The organism is Herbiconiux moechotypicola, from assembly GCF_024979255.1.
GTDB classification, from domain to species: domain Bacteria; phylum Actinomycetota; class Actinomycetes; order Actinomycetales; family Microbacteriaceae; genus Herbiconiux; species Herbiconiux moechotypicola.
On the sequence record NZ_JANLCN010000002.1, the window covers coordinates 434,336 to 452,252 of the forward strand.

The window sequence follows — 17,917 nt, forward strand, 5'->3', positions numbered from 1 at the left end:
CCGGTACCACGCGTGCCCCGAGCACTACCCCCAGAACGCGTTGGCGCAGGTCTGCTCGGCCGCGGTCTGGCCGGTGACGCCCTCGAGCACCTCGGGCGCCGACGTCACGGGCGCATCCGTCGCAGTGGGATCGGCCGGGTCCGTCGTGGTGGTCGGATCCGGCGTCTCCGTGGTGGGATCGGCGACCACAGTCGAGCCCGTTCCCGTGGAGTCCTCGGCAAGTGTGAAGGGCTGGTCGGCGAGGATCTTCGCGAACAGCGCATCCGCCGTCGACTGCACCGGCACGACCTTGCCCGGCCAGTCCGCGTCACCCTGGGCAGGGTACTGCACGAACACGATGTTGTTGAGATCGACGTCTTTCATGGTGAGCGCGAGCGACACCATCGAGTCGAGGCTCGTGAGCGAGGTGGAGAGCTGGATGTTCTGCGCGGCGGCCGAGGCGAGCCCGTACAGCTTCGTGATGTCGGTGAGCGTGTCGGCGCTCTTCAGCGTGCGCGCCATCGACGAGAGGTACTGCTGCTGCGAGGCGATGCGCGCGAGGTCGCTGCCATCGCCGACGCCGTGACGGTTGCGGAGGAACGCGAGGGCCATCTGCCCCTGGATGACGCTGGTGCCGGCCGGGAGATCGAGGCCGGAGTCCGAGTCGAAGATGGGCTCGACGAGGCACACGGGCACGCCGCCGACGGCGTTGGTCATCTCGATCACGCCGTTGAACGAGGTCGCCGCGGCGTAGTTGATGTCGAGGCCCGTGAGGCTCTCGATGGTGGTGTTGACGCACGCCAGACCGCCTCGGCTGAACGCCTCGTTGAGCGGCTGCGCGCTCATGGCATCGTAGGTCTCGCCGGTCTGCGGGTCGGTGCACTCCGGATGCGCGATGACGAGGTCGCGCGGAAAGCTCACGACCACCGCGTTCTTGTGGTCGGCGGAGACGTGCAGCAGGATGTTGACGTCGTTCAGCGTCGCGTCGCGCTCACCATAGGTGTCGCCCTGGTTGGGGTCGTTGTCGGTGCCGATGACGAGCAGGTTGAAGCCGCCCTCGAACGCCCCGAGAACCGGAGGGGCCGCGATCACCTCGCCGCCGGAGATGTCGACGGCGTTCTCGTTGACCTGCTGAGCGAGGTTCGTGATGGCGTAGGCGGCGACACCGCTCACGCTCACCAGCACGACGGCGAGCGCCACGGCGAGGCTCTTCACCACGAGGCCGACGGCCGAGGGCGTGTGCAGGCGGCCGTGACGCACGGGGCCTGACGCGTGACGCCTGGGGCGTGCGTCGATCTCGCTCAAATCAGGAATCCTCCGTGCCGGGCGGTGCGCCCCGGGTCGGCACACCGCTTCGCCGGTCGATACTAGCCGACGCTCATATCACGGCACCGAGCACTTTCCCAGCCTCGACACGTGTCTCGGGCCGGCCCACCTCGGGTCTCCCCATCTCGGGCTGGCAGAAATTACACGTACTCAGGCAGTGCTGCCACTCGTGGCGCGAACGCGATGCTCATAGCGTTGCTGCCATGACCATCGCACTCGTGTTCTTCGTCCTCCTCGCCCTCGCGGGCATCGTCGGCACCCTCGTCGAGCTGCGTCGCGACGGGCACCGCCGCGTGCCCACCCGCCCGACTGCGGCGACCCGCTCCGAGACACCCGCTGAGCTTGCCGAGCCCTCCGAGCCCGTCGTGTCCGCCCGTGCCACCGTGCGCACTCGACGCGCCCCCGCTCGCGCCACGGCCACCGCCCGCCGCACCGTGGTCTAATGGTGCCGTGGAGCTCGAGGCCGTCGACGTGATCGATCGCAAGATCATCGATCAGCTCCGCCTCGACGGCCGCCGCTCCTTCGGCCAGATCGCCCGCTACGTCGGCCTCTCCGAGGGCAGTGTGCGCCAGCGCTACAACCGCCTCCTGGCCCTCGGCGTGGTGCAGGTGGTGGGCATGCCCAACAGCACTCGCCTCGGCTACGTGGAAGCGCACCTCTCCATCCGCGTGCGCGGCGCCACCGTCGAGCACGTGGCGCGGGCGCTCGCCGCCCTTCCCGAGGTGAAGTACGTGGGGGCGTGCATCGGCTCCTACGACCTCAGCGCCGACGTGCGCTGCGCCGACCAGGCCGGCATGAACAGCTTCCTCGCCGACACGGTGCGGTCGATCACCGGGGTGGACACCCTCGAGACCGCCGCCGTGCTCGAGGTGATCAAAGACGAGTACCTCTGGTCGGGCTTCCGCGAGCCTGTCGGCCGGCCTACCCGCCCGCATCCGTCGGCCGGCTCCGTGAGCCGCCCGTAACCGCCCCGCCCACCGCTCGCTCGCCCGACTGGTCGCGCAGCCCGTTCCACGAGTAGTCCTTGTACAGCCGCGTGAGCACGAACTGGTCGATGCGCACCACCCCCGGGGTGCGCCGGATGTCGTCGAGCAGGTCGGCGAGCTGCCCCAGATCGCGCGGGGTGGCTTCGAGGTAGATGTCGTGCGCTCCCGAGGTGAGCGCCACATGCCCGATCATCGGCAGGCTGGTGAGCGACTTCGCCACGTTGCGCGGGCTCAGCCCGTGCACGGTGAGCAGCAACCGCACCGACTGGTGACCCAGCGTGAGCGGGTTGCACAGCGCGACGATGCGCAGCGTGCCGTTCGAGGTGAGCCTCTGGATGCGCGCCCGCACGGTCGCCTCCGACACCCCCACGATCGAGGCGATGTCGGTGTAGGCGCGCCGGCCGTCCTCGCCGAGCAGCTCGACGAGGCGTCGGTCCAGATCGTCGGCGGCCACGACACCCATTCTCGCGCGGGAACGGGCCCGGGTCAGCCAACGGGCCCGGGTCAGCCCTCGAGCAGTCCCAGCACGACCTTGTCGCCCGCCGACTGCGCCGAGAGCCACGACACCGAGCCGTGCAGCTCGACGGTGGCGCCGGATGCGGGCTCGGTGAGGGTGAGGATGCGGCTGAGCCCGACCTTCGAGACGGTCGCGGTGGTGGTCGACCGCGGGAACGACGCGACCACCGTCTGCAGCCGGCCCCCGGTGTCGCGGTTGAGCAGGTGGATGGTGTCGGCGGTGACGGCGACGAGCATCTTCACGGTGACGCCCTGCGCCTCGGCCGCCGAGTGGGTGGCGGCGAGACCGCCGAGCCCGGCCCCGAGCGCTCCGCTAAGCACATCGTCGACCGCCACCGCGCCCGCGAGGCCGCCCACCACGCCGCCTGCCAGGTGCGCCCCGCGGAGCGACGCCAGGCCGAAATGCCCCGCCGCCACGACCTTCTCGCCGTCGCCGAGCAGCCCTTCGGCCTCGGCGATCAGTGCGGCCTCGCTGGAGTCTGCCATGGGGTCCTCGTCTCGTGCGGCGGTGGCGGCCTGGCGCTCGGGTCGCGCCTCCGGGTTCACTGCAAGGCTATCGACCCTGTTCGAGGCGCCGCGCCAGCTCCACCATCGCGGCGTTGTCGGGGGCGAACGACCCGTCGTCGAGCGTGAGCATGTCTTCGAACCCCACCCGCACCTCGGCGCCGTCGTCGAGCGCGGCTCGCACGAGCGGCCAGGCGGTCGCGTCGTAGCCGTGGTACAGCAGCGGTGTGGTCACTCCCGCGGCGCGCACCGCGGCGGCGATGGCGCGGGCGTGGGCGACGGCCTCGGCCGGGTCTTCGTCCTCGGGTTCGATGAGGATGCGCACGTTGCGGTGCAGCGTCGGCGACGCGAGCAGGGCGGGCACCTCGTCGAGGTGCCACACGGCGCTCTCGAGCACCATGCCGCGGGCGAGCACGAGTTCGGCGGCCTCGGCGGCCCCCTCCTCCGAGAACGCGACGGAGGCGAAGTCGGGCAGGGCGTCGGCCGGCCATGCGGCCAGGTGCCGCATGCGCTCCTCGTGGCCCGAACACGTCCAGAGCCCGGTGGTGGTGCCGACGACGATCGACGGGTCGGCCGCCTTGACGGCGCGCACCATGGCGGCGACGGCGTCGGGCGCGATGGTCTGGCCGCCGTCGGGGGTGCGCACGTGGGCGTGCACCACGTCGGCTCCGGCGGCGACGGATGCGCGTGCCGCGTCGGCGATCTCGGCGTCGGTGAGCGGGATGGAGGGGTGCTCGGTGCGGGTGCGGCCGCCGTTCACCGCGGCCTTCACGAGGGTGCGGGCGGCGGCAGACGTGGCGGCGGCCGGGACGGTGGCCGTGAAGCCTCGCACCGCATCCGACGCCCCGGTCAACTCGCCCAGGCGGGCGCCTTGGCGCAGCTCCTCGACCAGGTCGGGCTCCTCGGCGTCGTCGGCGAGCGCGGTGTCGATGAGCGCGGCCACGACGGAGGGTGTGCCGAAGAACACGCCGTTGCGGTCGGCGAGCACGACGTCGCCCGGCGACACCGTCACCCCGCCGCACACGACGGGCACGTTCACGCCGCCCGCGTCGACGGAGAGCAGCTTCGTGGTGAGCACGCTCGAGCCCCGCGCATACACCGGCAGGCCGAAGTGCTCCACCTCGTCGAGGTCGGTCACCACGCCGTCGACGATCACGCCGGCGGCTCCGCGGAGGGCCAGCGTGGCGGCGAGCACCTCGCCGACGGGCGCGTGCCGGGTGTCGCCGCCGGTGTCGATGACGAACACGTCTCCGGGCTCGCACCAGCCGGCGGCGTGGTGCAGCACGGTGGAGTCCTGGGCGGTGATGCGTACGGTGACGGCGCGGCCGACCACGCGAGCGGTGCCGGCGAGGCGGCGGATGCCGAAGTCGGCGAACCCCTCCTCGAGGTAGTGGCCGAGCGTGGGGAACGAGACGCGGGAGAGCTTCTCGAGCAGCTCGGGGTCGAGCGGCTCGGGGGCGGGGCCGGCGTGGAAGGGCATGGTGGGACTCCGGGGTGGTGCGGGTTGGGTGGTCACGCGGTCGGGTGAGCGCGGGGCGGGGCGGCAGCGCTCAGGCGGGCAGCGGCTGCACCTCGACGGTGGAGAGGAGGCGCCGATTCGCCAGCGCGGGCAGGCTCTCGCGCACCTCGGCGGTGCGGTCGAGGGAGAGCTCGACGAGGGCGATCCCGGCCCGCACGGGGCCGAGCCCGGCGCGTTCGACGCCGAGCGGGTCGACCACGAGGCTGTTGCCGATGCAGTCGGGCGACGACGACGAGGAGGCGAGCACCCAGCAGGTGTTCTCGATGGCCCTGGCCTTCACCAGGGTCGACCAGTGCTCCTCTTTGCGAGCGCCGGCCACCCACGCGGCCGACACCGAGAGCACGTCGGCACCGCGCGCCACGAGATCGCGGCTGAGCTCGGGGAAGCGGATGTCGTAGCAATTGACCAGGCCCAGTGCGACGCCCTCGATCATGACGACGGGTGGCAGTTCGGTGCCCCCGGTGACGTAGTCGCTCTCCCGGTACGAGAACGCGTCGTAGAGGTGCAGCTTGCGGTACGACTCGACGACCTCGCCGCGCGGGTTCACCACGACGAGCGTGTTGTAGGGGCGGTCGCTGCCGCTCGGCTCGTAGCCGCCGGCGATGATCCACAGCTCGTGCTCCACCGCGAGCACCGAGAGCTGGGCGAGGAAGAGGGGCCACTCGTTCTCCACGACCTCCCGCAGCGACCCCTCCACGTCGCCGGCCAGCAGCATGGCCTCCTCGGGGAAGACGACGAGCCGTGCGCCCGCACCGGCCGCCTCGGCGGCCAGCGCGGAGAGCGTCTCGCGGTTCGCGACGGCGTCGGTGGTGGGGGCGAGCTGCGCCACGGCGGCGACGAGCGCGGGGTTCATGCGGAGACCTCGGAGGTGGAAGGAGCGGATGGCGGAACGGATGCGGATGCGGAAGCGGACGGTGGAACGGATGCCGACGGTGCGACAGGTGCGACGGGCGCCGACGGCGCCACGGGCGCAGAAGCCGCCACCGCCGACGGCAGCGCCCCCTCCTGCGGCAGCACCCGCGCGGCGGACGCCGCCCACGACAGCGCCACCGCCCCGCCGTCGGGAATCGCGCCGAGCTCGGCGGCGGTCGCGCCGCTCGGCACGCTCACCGTGAGCACCGCACCCGACTCGAGTCGCACGTGGAAGGTCCACTCGTCGCCGAGGAACACCCGCTCGACGAGCGTTCCCCGCACCGAGCCGGCCGGTGCGTCGCCGGTGAGGGCCTCGAGCGCGACCCTCTCGGGCCGTACGGCGAGGGTCACACCCGTCCCAGGGCCGAACCCGGCGGGCACCTCGGCCGGGAACGTCCCGACGCCGGGCACCGTCACGCCGTCGCCCCGCGCATCCACCACCCCGTCGAGCACGTTGCACGAGCCGATGAAGGTGGCGACGAAGCGCGAGACGGGCGCGTCGTAGATCTCGGTGGGCGACGCCACTTGCAGCACGCGACCCTCGCTCATGACCGCGATGCGGTCGCTCATGGTGAGCGCCTCCTCCTGGTCGTGCGTCACGTAGATGAAGGTGATGCCCACCTCGCGCTGCATGCGCTTGAGCTCGAACTGCATCTCTTTGCGCAGCTTCTGGTCGAGCGCGCCGAGCGGCTCGTCGAGCAGCACCACCGCGGGGCGGCCCACGACGGCGCGGGCGAGCGCCACGCGCTGGCGCTGACCGCCCGAGAGCTCGGCCGGCTTCCGCGAGGCGAACGCCCCGAGCCGCACGAGCTCGAGCGCCTCGCGCACCCGGGTGTCGATCTCCTTCTTCGGCGTGCGGCGCACCCGCAGCTCGAAGGCCACGTTCTCGTACACCGAGAGGTGCGGGAAGAGCGCGTAGCTCTGGAACAGCATGTTGAGGTCGCGCGACTTGGTGGGCACCCGGTCGACGTTGGTGCCGTCGAGCTCCACCGAGCCGCCGGAGGGCGTCTCGAAGCCGGTGATCATGCGCATGAGAGTGGTCTTGCCGCATCCCGAGGGGCCCAGGATGCTGAAGAACTCGTTGCGGCCGATCTCGAGGTCCAGGGGCTGGACGACGGTGTTGGCTCCGAAGCTCTTGGTGAGGCCGATCAGCTTCACCGCCGGCGACTCGGTGGTCTCGTTCATGGTTCTGCCTTCCAGAGGACGGATGTGCGCGGAACGGGCGTGCCTAGGAGGCGCGCACCCGGGTCCAGCCGTCCTGGAAGTACGCCAGCGCGTCTCCCGGGTCGACGATGAACTCCGACTTCACGAGCGAGTCGGCCGGAGCGTAGATGGCGGGGTTCTCCACCTGCGACTGGTCGGCGACCAGCGGCAGTGCGGCCTCGTTGGTGGACGCGAGCGACGCCTCGTCGGTGAGCAGTGCGGCCACCTCGGGGCGGAGGGTGTAGTTCAGCCACTGGTAGGCCGCATCCTCATTGGAGGTGCCCTTCACGATCGAGAAGCTGTCGGTCCAGAGCGTGCCGCCCTCTTCGGGGATGATGTAGTGCACGTCGGGGTTGGCCTCGACGGCCTTGGCCGCGGTGGTGCCCGAGTAGGCCTCGGCGATGCAGGCATCGCCGGTGCCCACGAGGTCGGCGTAGTTGGTGCTGTTGTAGCCGCCGAGGAGGGGCTTCTGCTCGAGCAGCGAGTCGGTCGCGGTCTCGATCTCGGCCTGGTCGGTGGTGGTGGCGGAGAGGCCGTTCACCTGCAGGCCCGCGATGTAGGCCGAGAGCATGTTGTCGAGCATGTAGACCTTGCCGGTGAACTCCGGGTCCCACATGTCGGCCCAGCCGGTGATCTCGCGGCCGGTGCAGGCCTCGTTGTAGAGGATGCCGGTGGTGCCCCAGGCCCACGGGATGCTGTGGGCGTTGCCCGGGTCGAACGAGGGGTCGACGAACTTCTCGGCGAGGTTGTCGAAGCCCTCGAGCTTCGATTGGTCGATCTCGGCCACGAGGTCGCGCTCCACCATGAGCTGCACGGCGTACTGGCTGGGCTCGACCACGTCGTAGCCCGAGTTGCCGGCGGCGAGCTTGGAGATCATGGTCTCGTTGCTGTCGAAGGTGTCGACGGTCACCTGGATGCCGGTCTCCTCCTCGAAGCCCGAGATGACCGAGTCGGGGATCTCGCCCGCCCAGGCGTAGATGCTGAGCGTGCCGTCGCCGGCGGCGCCGGTGCTGGAGGCGTCGCCCGACGAGCAGGCGGTGAGCACGGTGGCGGAGGCCACGGCCACGGCCGCGAGGGCCAGTGCTGTCTTCTTCATGATGGGACCTTCGTGTTCGGGATGATGGATGGAGCGGGAGGGGTGGAGCAGGGGGAGTGGTGCGGGTGGTGCGGGGCCCGGTTCGGAGCGGGGGGAGGTCTACGAACCGGGGGACTGAGGGCCGGCAAGGATGCGGCGCATCTGCGAGACGCCCACGACGAGGATGACGCCGAGGGTCGCCACGACCAGCAGGGTGCCGAGCGCGTTGAGCTCGGGGGTGAGGCCGGTGCGCAGCGTGGAGTAGATGCGCAGCGGGAGCGTCGTGGTGCCGACGCCGGCGGTGAAGGTGGAGATGACGATGTTCGAGAACGAGGTGGTGAAGCTCAGCAGGAAGGCGGCGAGGATGCTCGGCCGCAGCAGGGGGAACAGCACCCGCCGGAAGGTGACCCAGGGCGACGCCCCGAGATCGGTCGCGGCCTCGGAGAGGCTCGGGTCGAGCGACGACATCGCGCCCAGGAGCACGAGGGTGGCCAGCGGCAGCGTGATGACCACGTGCCCGAGCACCAGCGTGAGAAGGCCCGTGGGCACGTTCGCCGTGCTGAACACCGTGAGCAGCGCCACGCCGAGCACGATCTCGGGCACGATCAGTGGGATGAGGATGGCCCCCACGAAGAACGCGCGCCCCTTCACCCGGAACCGCACCAGTGCGAACGCCGTGAGGAAGCCGATCACGGTGGCCGCGAGAGCCGCGATGAGGCCCACCACCGCGCTGGTGCGCAGCGAGTCGAGCAGCATCTCGTCGCGGAACAGCTCGGCGTACCAGCCCAGGGTGAACCCGTCGAACCGGTAGCTCACCTCGGAGGAGTTGAACGAGTAGATGATCAGTGCGGCGATCGGCAGGTAGAGGAACACGAACACGAGTCGTGCGATCCAGGAGGTCAGGCGGTCCATCAGGCGGCGCTCCCCTTCTCCCCGCGCTCCGCGGTCTTCGCGCGGCGGCGCAGCAGCAGTCCCGCTCCGGCCACCGAGGCGAGCATGAGCACGAGCACCACCATCGACAGCGCGGCGCCGAGCGGCTCGTTGCGGAACTCGGTGAACAGGGTCACGATGAGGTTCCCCACGAGCGGGTCCTTCCCGCCGCCGAGCAGCACGGGGATGACGAACACGCCGAGCGACGGCACGAAGGTGAGCATCACCGACGAGGCCAGGCCGGATGCGGACAGCGGCACGAACACGCGGGCGTGGGTCTGCCACCACCCGGCGCCGAGGTCGGCCGCCGCCTCGCGCAGCGACGGGTCGATCGACCGCATCGAGGCGTAGATGGGGAACACGGCCACGGGGAGGAACGCGTAGAGGAGTGAGAGGGTCACCGCCAGCTGCGAGGGCACGAGCGACTGGGCGTCGATGCCGAGCAGCCGGGCGAGCGTGATGAAGGGTCCGCCCGAACCGAGCAGCGTGATCCACGCGAAGGTGCGCACCAGGAAGTCGGTGAGGAAGGGGATGATGACCAGCACGAGGAGCACCGGCTGCCGGCCGGCCGGGCGGGTGGCGATGTAATAGGCCACGATGTAGCCCACCACCGTGCACACCACTGCGTTGAGCGCGGCCATGCCGAGGCTGTAGCCGAGGGTCTTGGCGTAGACGGGGTCGATGAGCTTGGCGTAGTTGTCGAGGGTGAAGCCGCCGAGGTTTCCGCCGAGCGGGTCGCTCACGGCGAAGCTGTCGCGGGCGATCACGAGCATGGGCACGATCACCAGCAGCACGATCACGGCCACGGCCGGCACGAGCATCAGGTAGCCGGCGGCCGACGGCGCGAACCGGCGTCTCGTCGCGGGTGTCGATGCGTTCACGGGTTGTTCCTCGTTCGTGGGTGGTGCCGGAAGGGGAGGGTGCCCCGGCGGGTCGGTGTGCCGTCCATCATGCGGCACGCGGATGCGCGGTGCGGGGGCGGGGTGCCTCGAAATCCGTGGCGCGCACGTTTCGTGCTTGCGCATTTCGCAGGGTGGGCGACCGCGCCGGCGGGTGTGCCCCGCGAACACGGGCCGCAGCGGCTTTCGCACTTCGCAGAGCTATCGAAATCCGCTGTCCACATGGCATCATGGTTCTGCATCCATCGTTTCGCGGGTGCTTTCACAACGAAAAGAGTTGTCGTGGAGAAGATCGAACGCGATGTCGTCATCGTGGGCGCCGGGGCCACCGGCCTCACCGCCGCCCACCGCCTGCAACAGGCGGGCAAGTCGGTGCTGGTGCTCGAGGCGCGCGACCGCATCGGCGGCCGGCTCTGGACCGACCACATCGACGGCCAGCTCTACGAGATCGGCGGCCAGTGGGTGTCGCCCGACCAGACCGCCCTCATCGACATGCTCGACGAACTGGGCCTCGACACCTACTCGCGGTACCGGGAGGGTGAGAGCGTGTACGTCAGCCCCGACGGCACCGCGCACCGCTTCACGGGCGACATCTTCCCCGCCGGGGCGACCACCGAGGCCGAGCTCGAGCGACTCATCGGCGTGCTCGACGGCCTCGTGGCCGAGATCGACCCGGCCGCGCCCTGGGAGCACCCCCGCGCATCCGAGTTCGACCACATCTCGTTCACGCTCTGGCTCGAGCAGCAGAGCGACGACGCCGAGGCGCGCGACAACATCGCGCTGTTCATCGCCGACGCCATGCTCACCAAGCCCGCGCACTCCTTCTCGCTGCTGCAGGCGCTGCTCATGGCGGCCAGCGCGGGCAGCTTCAGCCACCTCGTCGACGCCGACTTCATCCTCGACAAGCGCGTGGTGGGCGGCCTGCAGCAGGTGCCGCTCGCGCTCGGTGAGAGGGTCGGTGCCGAGAACGTGCTGCTGGGGCGGCCGGTGCGCCGCATCGAGTGGTCGGAGACCGCGGCACCGGGCACCCCCGGCGCGGTTCGGGTGCTGACCGACGAGCTCGAGGTGACGGCCGGGCACGTGATCGTGGCCGTGCCGCCGAACCTCTACAACCGCATCGAGTACGCCCCCAACCTGCCGCGTCTGCGTCAGCAGCTGCAGCAGCATCAGTCGCTCGGCCTCGTCATCAAGGTGCACGCCACCTATCCCACTCCGTTCTGGCGTGCGGCGGGGCTCTCGGGCACCGCGTTCAGCCCCTACCAGCTCGTGCACGAGGCCTACGACAACACCAACTTCGGCGAGGAGCAGGGCACGCTCGTGGGCTTCGTCTCCGATGAGAAGGCGGATGCGGTGTTCCGGCTGCCCGCCGAGGAGCGCAAGCGCCGCATCCTCACCTCGCTCGCCGCCTACTACGGGCCCGAGGCGCTGTCGCCGACCGTGTACTACGAGAGCGACTGGGCCGCGGAGGAGTGGACGCAGGGCGCCTACGCCGCGAGCTTCGACCTCGGCGGCCTCACCCGCTACGGGGCGTTGCAGCTCGAGCCGGTCGGGCCGATCCGCTTCGGTTCGAGCGACCTCGCGGCCGAGGGCTACCAGCACGTCGACGGCGCGATCCGGGTGGGGGCCAGGCTCGCGGCCGAGATCCTCGCGGAGTCGCCCGCTGCCCAGTAGCCTCGGGCGTGAGCCGCCCGCCCATCCGACCCTCTCGAACACCCCGAAGGAAACACGCATGAGCCTCTACGCCGTCATCAACCCCGCCACGGGCGAGACCCTGGCCGAGTACCCCACCATCACCGCCGCCGAGCTCTCGGAGGCCATCGCGTCGGCGAGCTCGGCCTACGAGACGTGGCTGCGCAAGGTGGGCGTGGCCGAGCGCAGCGCGCTCATCGCGAAGGTGGCCGAGCTGCACACCGAGCGCCGCGACGAGCTCGCCGCCATCGCCGTGCGCGAGATGGGCAAGCCGCTCGAGCAGGCGCTCGGCGAGGTCGACTTCGCCGCCGCCATCTACCAGTACTACGTCGACCACGGCGCGGAGTACCTCGCCGACGAGCCGATCGAGCTCTCCGACGGCACCGGCTCCGCGTTCATCCGCCGCGCCGGCCTCGGTGTGCTGCTCGGCATCATGCCCTGGAACTTCCCCTACTACCAGGTGGCTCGCTTCGCCGGGCCGAACATCGTGGCCGGCAACAGCATCCTGCTCAAGCACGCGCCGCAGTGCCCCGAGTCGGCGGCCGCGATGGCCGCCATCTTCGCCGAGGCCGCGGAGGCCGTCGGGGCGCCGGCCGGCGTCTACGTGAACATCTTCGCCACCAACGAGCAGATCGCCGACGTGATCGCCGACCCGCGCGTGCAGGGCGTGTCGGTCACCGGCTCCGAGCGTGCGGGCGCGGCCGTGGCCGAGATCGCCGGCCGCCACCTCAAGAAGGTCGTGCTCGAGATGGGCGGCTCCGACCCGTTCATCCTGCTCTCCACCGACGACCTCGACGCGGTGGTGACGGATGCGGTGAACGCCCGCCTCGACAACAACGGGCAGTCGTGCAACGCCGCCAAGCGCTTCATCGTGATCGACGGGCTCTACGAGGAGTTCGCGGCGAAGTTCACCGCGGCGTTCACCGCCGTGCAGCCGTCGGACCCGTTCGCCGACGGTTCCGAGCTCGGGCCGCTCTCCTCGGCCGCCGCCGCGTCGCGCCTGGGCGAGCAGGTCGACCGTGCCGCTGCGCAGGGCGCCACGGTCGCCGTCGCCGGCACGCGTGACGGCAACTACTTCGGCCCGACCGTGCTGGCCGACGTGAAGCCGGGCATGGACGCCTACCGCGAGGAGTTCTTCGGGCCGGTCGCCTCGCTCTACCGGGTGTCGTCGGAGGCAGAGGCGGTGGCGCTGGCCAACGACACGCCCTTCGGGCTCGGCTCCTACGTGTACACCACCGACTCCGAGCAGGCGATGCGGGTGGCCGACGCCATCGATGCCGGCATGGTGTGGGTGAACCTCGTGCTCGGCGACGCCGTCGAACTGCCCTTCGGCGGCGTGAAGCGCTCCGGCTCGGGCCGCGAGATGGGCCGCTTCGCGCTCGAGGAGTTCGTGAACAAGAAGCTCATCCGCATCGCCTGACGCGCGCGGGTCAGAGCTCGGTCTCGAAGGGCTCCTGGGCGAGGAGCTCGGCGACCGAGTCGAGGATCTCGGAGGGGCGGAACGGGTACTTCGCGATCTCGGCGTCGTCGCTGATGCCCGTGCGCACGAGGATCGTGTGCAGGCCCGCCTCGATGCCGGCCACCACATCCGTGTCCATGCGGTCGCCGATCATGCCGGTGTTCTCGGAGTGCGCGCCGATGCGGTTCATCGCCGAGCGGAACATCATCGGGTTGGGCTTGCCCACCACGTAGGGCTCCTTGTTGGTGGCCTTCGTGATCAGCGCGGCGATCGCGCCGGTCGCGGGCAGCGGGCCCTCGGTGCTGGGGCCCGTCGCATCCGGGTTCGTCACGATGAACCGCGAGCCGGCGTTGATGAGCCGGATCGCCTTCGTGATGGCCTCGAAGGAGTAGTTGCGGGTCTCGCCGATCACCACGTAGTCGGGCGCCGTCTCGGTCATGATGAAGCCGGCCTCGTGCAGGGCCGTGGTGATGCCCGCCTCGCCGATGACGAAGGCGCTGCCGCCCGGCATCTGGTCTTTGAGGAAGGCGGCCGTGGCGAGCGCGCTGGTCCAGATGAACTCCTCCGGCACCTCGAGACCGGATGCGCGGAGCCGGGCGCTGAGGTCGCGCGGCGTGAAGATGGAGTTGTTGGTGAGCACGAGGTAGGGCTTGCCCTGGTCACGCCACTGCTGCAGCAGCTCGGCCGCGCCGGGGATGGGGGCGTTCTCGTGCACGAGCACGCCGTCCATGTCGGTGAGCCAGCATTCGATCTCGTCACGGCGGGACATCGTGGTTCTCCTTCTCGAGGCGTCGCCCCCAGGCTACCGGTGCGGCATGGGCGGCTCCCAGGTGCGGGCTTCGAGGCGGCCACGCGTGCTCAGAGGTTGCGCACGTAGGCGGTGGGATAGGTGAAGTACTCGCCCGCGACGAAATAGTGGGCTGCCGTCGTGCCGACGTAGTGCAGACGCACCGGGTAGTACGACCAGTTGTCGTAGCGGATCTGCCACCAGCCCGCCGACGGAACCGTGACAGTGCCGCAGTTCCGCGCATCCAGCTGCACCGAGTTGCCGTACGGCGTGAAGCTCTGCCCGTCGGCGGAGAACTGCAGGGAGGCGAGCCCGTTCGACGGGATGGCCCCCGCGCCGGAGGCCGCGAAGCAGACTCTGGCGGTGGCGGTCTGCGACACCGGTGGGGTGGGGGCGAGGGTGGTCGAGGCCGTCAGCGCGACCCCGGGCTGCACGTCGAACGGGGTGGTGGAGTACCAGCCGGCGCCGAAGTTCGGTGTGCCGTCGAAGTAGACGTTGTAGCGCCCCGAGGTGAGGCCGGTGAACCGGTAGCGGCCGTTCGTGTCGGTCGCGGTCGCGACGAGGTCTCGGTAGCTGCCGTCGGTGAGCAGCTGTTTCAGGGTCACCCTCACGCCTGAGATGACCTGACCCGAGGTGCTCGTGACTACGCCGTCGAGGGTGCTCGTGGCCGCCGCGAGCACCTTGTTCGCGGTGTACGACGTGCCGCCCGCCACGGTGAAGGGCGCGGTGGAGTACCACGCGCCGCCGTAGGTCGAGCCGCCGTCGTAGTAGACGTTGTAGCGGCCGGGCTGCAGGCCGGTGAACGAGAACGCGCCGTTCGCCCCCGTGGTCACCGTGGAGTCGCCGGTGGTGCCGTCGTCGAAGAAACGGCGGAGGGTAACCGTCACGCCCGAGATCGGGGCCCCGGATGCGGTGACCGTGCCGCCGAGGGTGCTGGTGACCGAGGCCAGGGTGCGATCGGCGGTGTAGCTGCTGCCGCCCTCCACGCTGAACGCCGCCGTCGAGTACCAGGCCGAGACGAACGCCGTGCCGCCGTCGAACAGGAGGTTGTAGCGGCCGGGAGTCACTCCGCGGAAGGCGTAGCGGCCGGTCGCGTCGGTGGAGGTGGCGACGACGTCGCGGTAGCTGCCGTCGGTGAGCAGCTGCTTGAGGGTGACCCGCACGCCCGAGATGGCCTGGCCCCCGGTGGTCCTCGCGGTGCCGCCGATGCTGCTCGTCGCGTAGGCGAGCGTGGTGTCGGCGGTGTAGCTGGAGCTGCCGGTCACCGAGAACGCCGAGGAGGAGTACCAGGCCGCGACGTAGTTCGGCGGGGCCGACACGTGCAGGTTGTACCGGCCGGGCGTGAGGCCGGTGAACTGGAAGCGCCCGTCGCTGGTGGTGCGGGCGGTGGAGACGTCGCGGTAGCTGCCGTCGGTGAGCAGCTGTTTGAGCGTCACGGTGGCGCCGGCGACGGCACCGGCCGGCCCCGTGACCCTGCCGCCGAGGGTGCTCACCGGTTGCCGCACGACGGCGGTGGCGGCGGAGATCTTCGTCGCCGAGGAGTAACCGGTCTTCGCGCCGGTGATCCGCACGCTGAGCGTGGAGCCGACGTCGGCCGCGGTGGGGGTGTAGCTCTTCGCGGTCGCGCCGGGGATGGCGGCGGTGCCGCGGTACCAGGCGTAGGTGAACGACACGGGTGCGGGGCCCCATGTGCCGGGTGAGGCGGTGAGGGTCGAGCCGGTCAGTGCCTGGCCGGTGACGGTGGGGGTGGCGATGGTGAGGGTGCCCTTCGCGATCGCCGCCGTCGGTGTGCTCGTGCGGGTGGTCGTGGTGTAGCCGCTCCGCTTGACGGTCACCGTCACCGTGACGGTGGTGCCCGCGTCAGCCCCGACGAGGAGATACGTCGAGGCGGTGGCGCCCGGGATGCTTGCGCCGCCGCGCTTCCACTGGAACGCGGTCGTCGTCGCGGCCGGTGACCACGTTCCCGGCTTCGCGGTGAGGGTCGAGCCCACCTTGGCGGTACCCGTGACCGCCGGAGTGGGCGCCGTGGTGAAGGGGCGCGTGGCGACCGTCGGGGTCGCGGCACTGGTTCGGGTCGTGGTGGTGTAGCCGGCCCGCGACGCCGTGACGGTGACGGTGATGCGGTGCCCCGCATCCGCGGCGCCGAGCGTGAGGCTCTGGCCGGTCGCACCGGTGATCGGGGCGCCGTCGCGGTTCCACTGCAGGCGGAGGGTGGGTGCCGGCGACCAGGTGCCCGTGGTGGCGGTGAGGGTGGCGCCCACGCGGGCCGTGCCGGCGACGGTCGGGGTGGGGGCCGTGGTGAAGGCGAGCGGCTTCGCGACCTTGGCGGTGGCCGCGCTGGTCTTGCTGGTGGTGGTGTAGCCGGTGCGGGATGCGCTGACGGTCACGGTGATGGTCGACCCGACGTCGGCGGCGGTGAGCCGGTACGTCGACGCGGTGGCGCCCGGGATGGAGGTGGTGCCGCGTGTCCACTGGTAGGCGAGGGTGGTCGGCTTCGGCGTCCAGGTGCCCGCGCTCGCGGTGAGGGCGAGTCCGGCGCGTGCGGTGCCGCTCACGATGGGGGTCGGTGCGCTCGTGAAGCGGGAGCGGGCGGCGTTGGTGACGGCGGGGGTGGCGGGAGTGAGGGTGGGTGCGGGTGTCGCGGGGGCTTTGGTGGGAGTGGGGGCGGGTGTCGTGGGGAGTTTGGTGGGCGTTGTGGGGGGTTTGGTCGAGGTGGGAGTCGGGGTCGCCGGTGCTGGTGTGGGTGCGGGGCCGGGCGTGGTGGGGGGTCTGGTCGGGGTGGGCGCCGGGGTCGCCGGTGCTGGTGTGGGTGTGGGTGTGCTCGACTCAGCGGGCTGGGTGGGTGTGGGTGTGGGTGTGGGTGCCGGTGTCGGGGTGGGCGCCGGTGCGGCAGCGGCCGGGGAGGGTGTGGAGGTCGGGCTCGGTGTGGCGGGGAGGGGCGCGGCCGTCGGGGTGACGGCGGATGCCGTCGCCGTCGGGAGGGCCTGGGGTGGTGCGGCGAGGGCTTGGGCCGGCACGGCGAGAGTGGCGAGGAGAGCGGCGAGCACGGTCGTGGTCAGGGTGAGCGCGATGCGGCGGGGTCGCGACCGGCGGGGTCGTTGCCGGCGGGCGCGGTCTCTCGCGGCGGGGTGGAGCGGGCGGCGCGTCGTCACGGTGTCCTCCGGGGCGGCCCTGGGCCGCGTGCGCTCACTGTAGCGGTCCGGGTGTTCGGGCGCTGCCACCCGAACGGGTGACGGGGTGCCCTCGGCGCGGCGAGGGGAGAGCGACTCGCTTAGGATGGCGCTGGCTGAGCCGACGACGGCGCGGTCGAGGGGGAGAGATGGCTCGTGTGAAGAGTTCGGCGTGGGGTTCGGCGGCCGGAGTGATGCTCGTCGTGGGGGTGCTCGCGGGGGCGCTCGGCGGATGCGCGGGGCCGACGACAGGTGGTGACACGGGATCGCCGCCCGGTGAGGTGCCGACGGTGGCTACCGCAGAGCCGTCGCCCGTACCGATCGAAGAGGTCGTCGAGATCGACCCCGGGGCGGAGCAGCTCGTGACGGATGCGCGGGAGCTCGTCACTGCATCCGACGGCTGGGCGACGCTCGAGGCGCGCACCGCCCTCGACGCGGCGACGCAAGCACTGGCGAGGGACATCGAGGTGGCGCAGCTGTCGATGGCCGGAGGGCCCGCGGCGAGCCAGGCCGACCCGCCCGTGACCGCCGAGTCGGCCGCAGTCGACTTCGAGTCGGTGCTGACCGCGACGGGCGTGGTGCGCGACGGCGTCGTGGCCACCGCGATCGAGGTGGTGAACGTGGGGGCGGCGCAGGCCGAGCAGACGCTCCGGGACGCGCTCTACACTGCGATCGTCACGCAGCAGCAGAGCGGCGTGACGGCCGAGACGCCGCGCGCGCTCGTGGCTCTGCTCGCGGCGGGCCGCGCCGCGCAGGACTCGCAACTCGCCTACAACGAGGAGCAGGCGCGCCTCGCGGCCGAGCAGGCGGCCGCGGGCGGGTCGGGCGAAAGCGGCTCGGGCGGGGAGATCGTCTGGCGTGCGCCCCCTGGCTACTACGACAACCCGCACGAGGTGTGCAATGTGGTCGAGGGTACGGAGTTCTGCTGGATCGCGCCGTGGTGAGCATCCGCATGTTTGGGT

Annotated in this window: 16 protein-coding genes; 5 read left to right on the forward strand and 11 right to left on the reverse strand. The window is 71.2% G+C overall.

The window, feature by feature from the left end; translation table 11 throughout:
- Positions 1 to 24: 24 nt before the first annotated feature.
- Positions 25 to 1,284 carry an LCP family protein gene (locus N1031_RS04800; protein WP_259478449.1) on the reverse strand — a complete coding sequence of 420 codons (1,260 nt, stop codon included), beginning with the start codon at positions 1,282 to 1,284 and terminating at the stop codon, positions 25 to 27.
- Between the two features lie 224 nt (positions 1,285 to 1,508).
- On the opposite strand from N1031_RS04800, the gene N1031_RS04805 reads away from it, so the two are divergent.
- Both N1031_RS04805 and N1031_RS04810 read left to right on the forward strand, forming a co-directional pair.
- Positions 1,509 to 1,748, forward strand: coding sequence for a hypothetical protein (locus N1031_RS04805; protein ID WP_259478450.1), 240 nt, complete (start codon positions 1,509 to 1,511; stop codon positions 1,746 to 1,748).
- Between the two features lie 7 nt (positions 1,749 to 1,755).
- Complete coding sequence (locus tag N1031_RS04810) at positions 1,756 to 2,271, forward strand: Lrp/AsnC family transcriptional regulator (RefSeq protein WP_259478451.1); 516 nt, start codon at positions 1,756 to 1,758, stop codon at positions 2,269 to 2,271.
- Here the strand turns inward: N1031_RS04810 and N1031_RS04815 are convergent.
- From N1031_RS04815 to N1031_RS04850, 8 genes are all read right to left on the reverse strand, one after another.
- The gene (locus N1031_RS04815) at positions 2,228 to 2,746 is read right to left on the reverse strand and encodes an Lrp/AsnC family transcriptional regulator (RefSeq protein ID WP_259478452.1); all 519 of its coding nucleotides are present in this window, start codon (positions 2,744 to 2,746) and stop codon (positions 2,228 to 2,230) included. The two genes, N1031_RS04810 and N1031_RS04815, sit on opposite strands and share 44 nt — an antisense overlap.
- Before the next feature lie 50 nt (positions 2,747 to 2,796).
- Positions 2,797 to 3,294, reverse strand: a complete 498-nt coding sequence (locus tag N1031_RS04820; protein ID WP_259478453.1) for a hypothetical protein — start codon at positions 3,292 to 3,294, stop codon at positions 2,797 to 2,799.
- 67 nt (positions 3,295 to 3,361) lie between these two features.
- Entirely contained in the window at positions 3,362 to 4,792 is a 1,431-nt protein-coding gene (locus N1031_RS04825) for an RraA family protein (RefSeq protein ID WP_259478454.1), read from the reverse strand.
- Positions 4,793 to 4,862: 70 nt separating this feature from the next.
- Entirely contained in the window at positions 4,863 to 5,684 is an 822-nt protein-coding gene (locus N1031_RS04830; protein ID WP_259478455.1) for a carbon-nitrogen hydrolase family protein, read from the reverse strand.
- Positions 5,681 to 6,928 carry an ABC transporter ATP-binding protein gene (locus N1031_RS04835; RefSeq protein WP_259478456.1) on the reverse strand — a complete coding sequence of 416 codons (1,248 nt, stop codon included), beginning with the start codon at positions 6,926 to 6,928 and terminating at the stop codon, positions 5,681 to 5,683. Before N1031_RS04835 ends, N1031_RS04830 begins: the two co-directional genes overlap by 4 nt.
- Positions 6,929 to 6,971: 43 nt before the next feature.
- Positions 6,972 to 8,042: an ABC transporter substrate-binding protein gene (locus N1031_RS04840; RefSeq protein WP_259478457.1), complete on the reverse strand. Its 1,071-nt coding sequence runs from the start codon at positions 8,040 to 8,042 to the stop codon at positions 6,972 to 6,974.
- A gap of 99 nt (positions 8,043 to 8,141) precedes the next feature.
- The gene (locus N1031_RS04845; RefSeq protein WP_259478458.1) at positions 8,142 to 8,933 is read right to left on the reverse strand and encodes an ABC transporter permease; all 792 of its coding nucleotides are present in this window, start codon (positions 8,931 to 8,933) and stop codon (positions 8,142 to 8,144) included.
- Complete coding sequence (locus N1031_RS04850; RefSeq protein ID WP_259478459.1) at positions 8,933 to 9,832, reverse strand: ABC transporter permease; 900 nt, start codon at positions 9,830 to 9,832, stop codon at positions 8,933 to 8,935. The genes N1031_RS04845 and N1031_RS04850 overlap by 1 nt, the downstream gene beginning before the upstream one ends.
- Positions 9,833 to 10,132: 300 nt before the next feature.
- Between N1031_RS04850 and N1031_RS04855 the strand changes: the two genes are divergently transcribed.
- Together N1031_RS04855 and N1031_RS04860 are read left to right on the forward strand one after the other, a co-directional pair.
- Positions 10,133 to 11,521, forward strand: a complete 1,389-nt coding sequence (locus tag N1031_RS04855; protein WP_259478460.1) for a flavin monoamine oxidase family protein — start codon at positions 10,133 to 10,135, stop codon at positions 11,519 to 11,521.
- Between the two features lie 58 nt (positions 11,522 to 11,579).
- On the forward strand, positions 11,580 to 12,959 hold the full coding sequence (locus N1031_RS04860) for an aldehyde dehydrogenase family protein (protein WP_259478461.1): 1,380 nt from the start codon (positions 11,580 to 11,582) through the stop codon (positions 12,957 to 12,959).
- Between the two features lie 10 nt (positions 12,960 to 12,969).
- Here N1031_RS04860 and N1031_RS04865 read toward each other — a convergent pair whose 3' ends face one another.
- Both N1031_RS04865 and N1031_RS04870 read right to left on the reverse strand, forming a co-directional pair.
- Positions 12,970 to 13,767, reverse strand: coding sequence for an HAD-IIA family hydrolase (locus tag N1031_RS04865; protein WP_259478462.1), 798 nt, complete (start codon positions 13,765 to 13,767; stop codon positions 12,970 to 12,972).
- Positions 13,768 to 13,856: 89 nt separating this feature from the next.
- Positions 13,857 to 16,937: a carboxypeptidase regulatory-like domain-containing protein gene (locus N1031_RS04870; protein WP_259478463.1), complete on the reverse strand. Its 3,081-nt coding sequence runs from the start codon at positions 16,935 to 16,937 to the stop codon at positions 13,857 to 13,859.
- A 167-nt stretch (positions 16,938 to 17,104) separates the two neighbouring features.
- Between N1031_RS04870 and N1031_RS04875 the strand changes: the two genes are divergently transcribed.
- Positions 17,105 to 17,899, forward strand: a complete 795-nt coding sequence (locus N1031_RS04875) for a hypothetical protein (protein WP_259478464.1) — start codon at positions 17,105 to 17,107, stop codon at positions 17,897 to 17,899.
- The last annotated feature ends 18 nt before the right edge of the window (positions 17,900 to 17,917 follow it).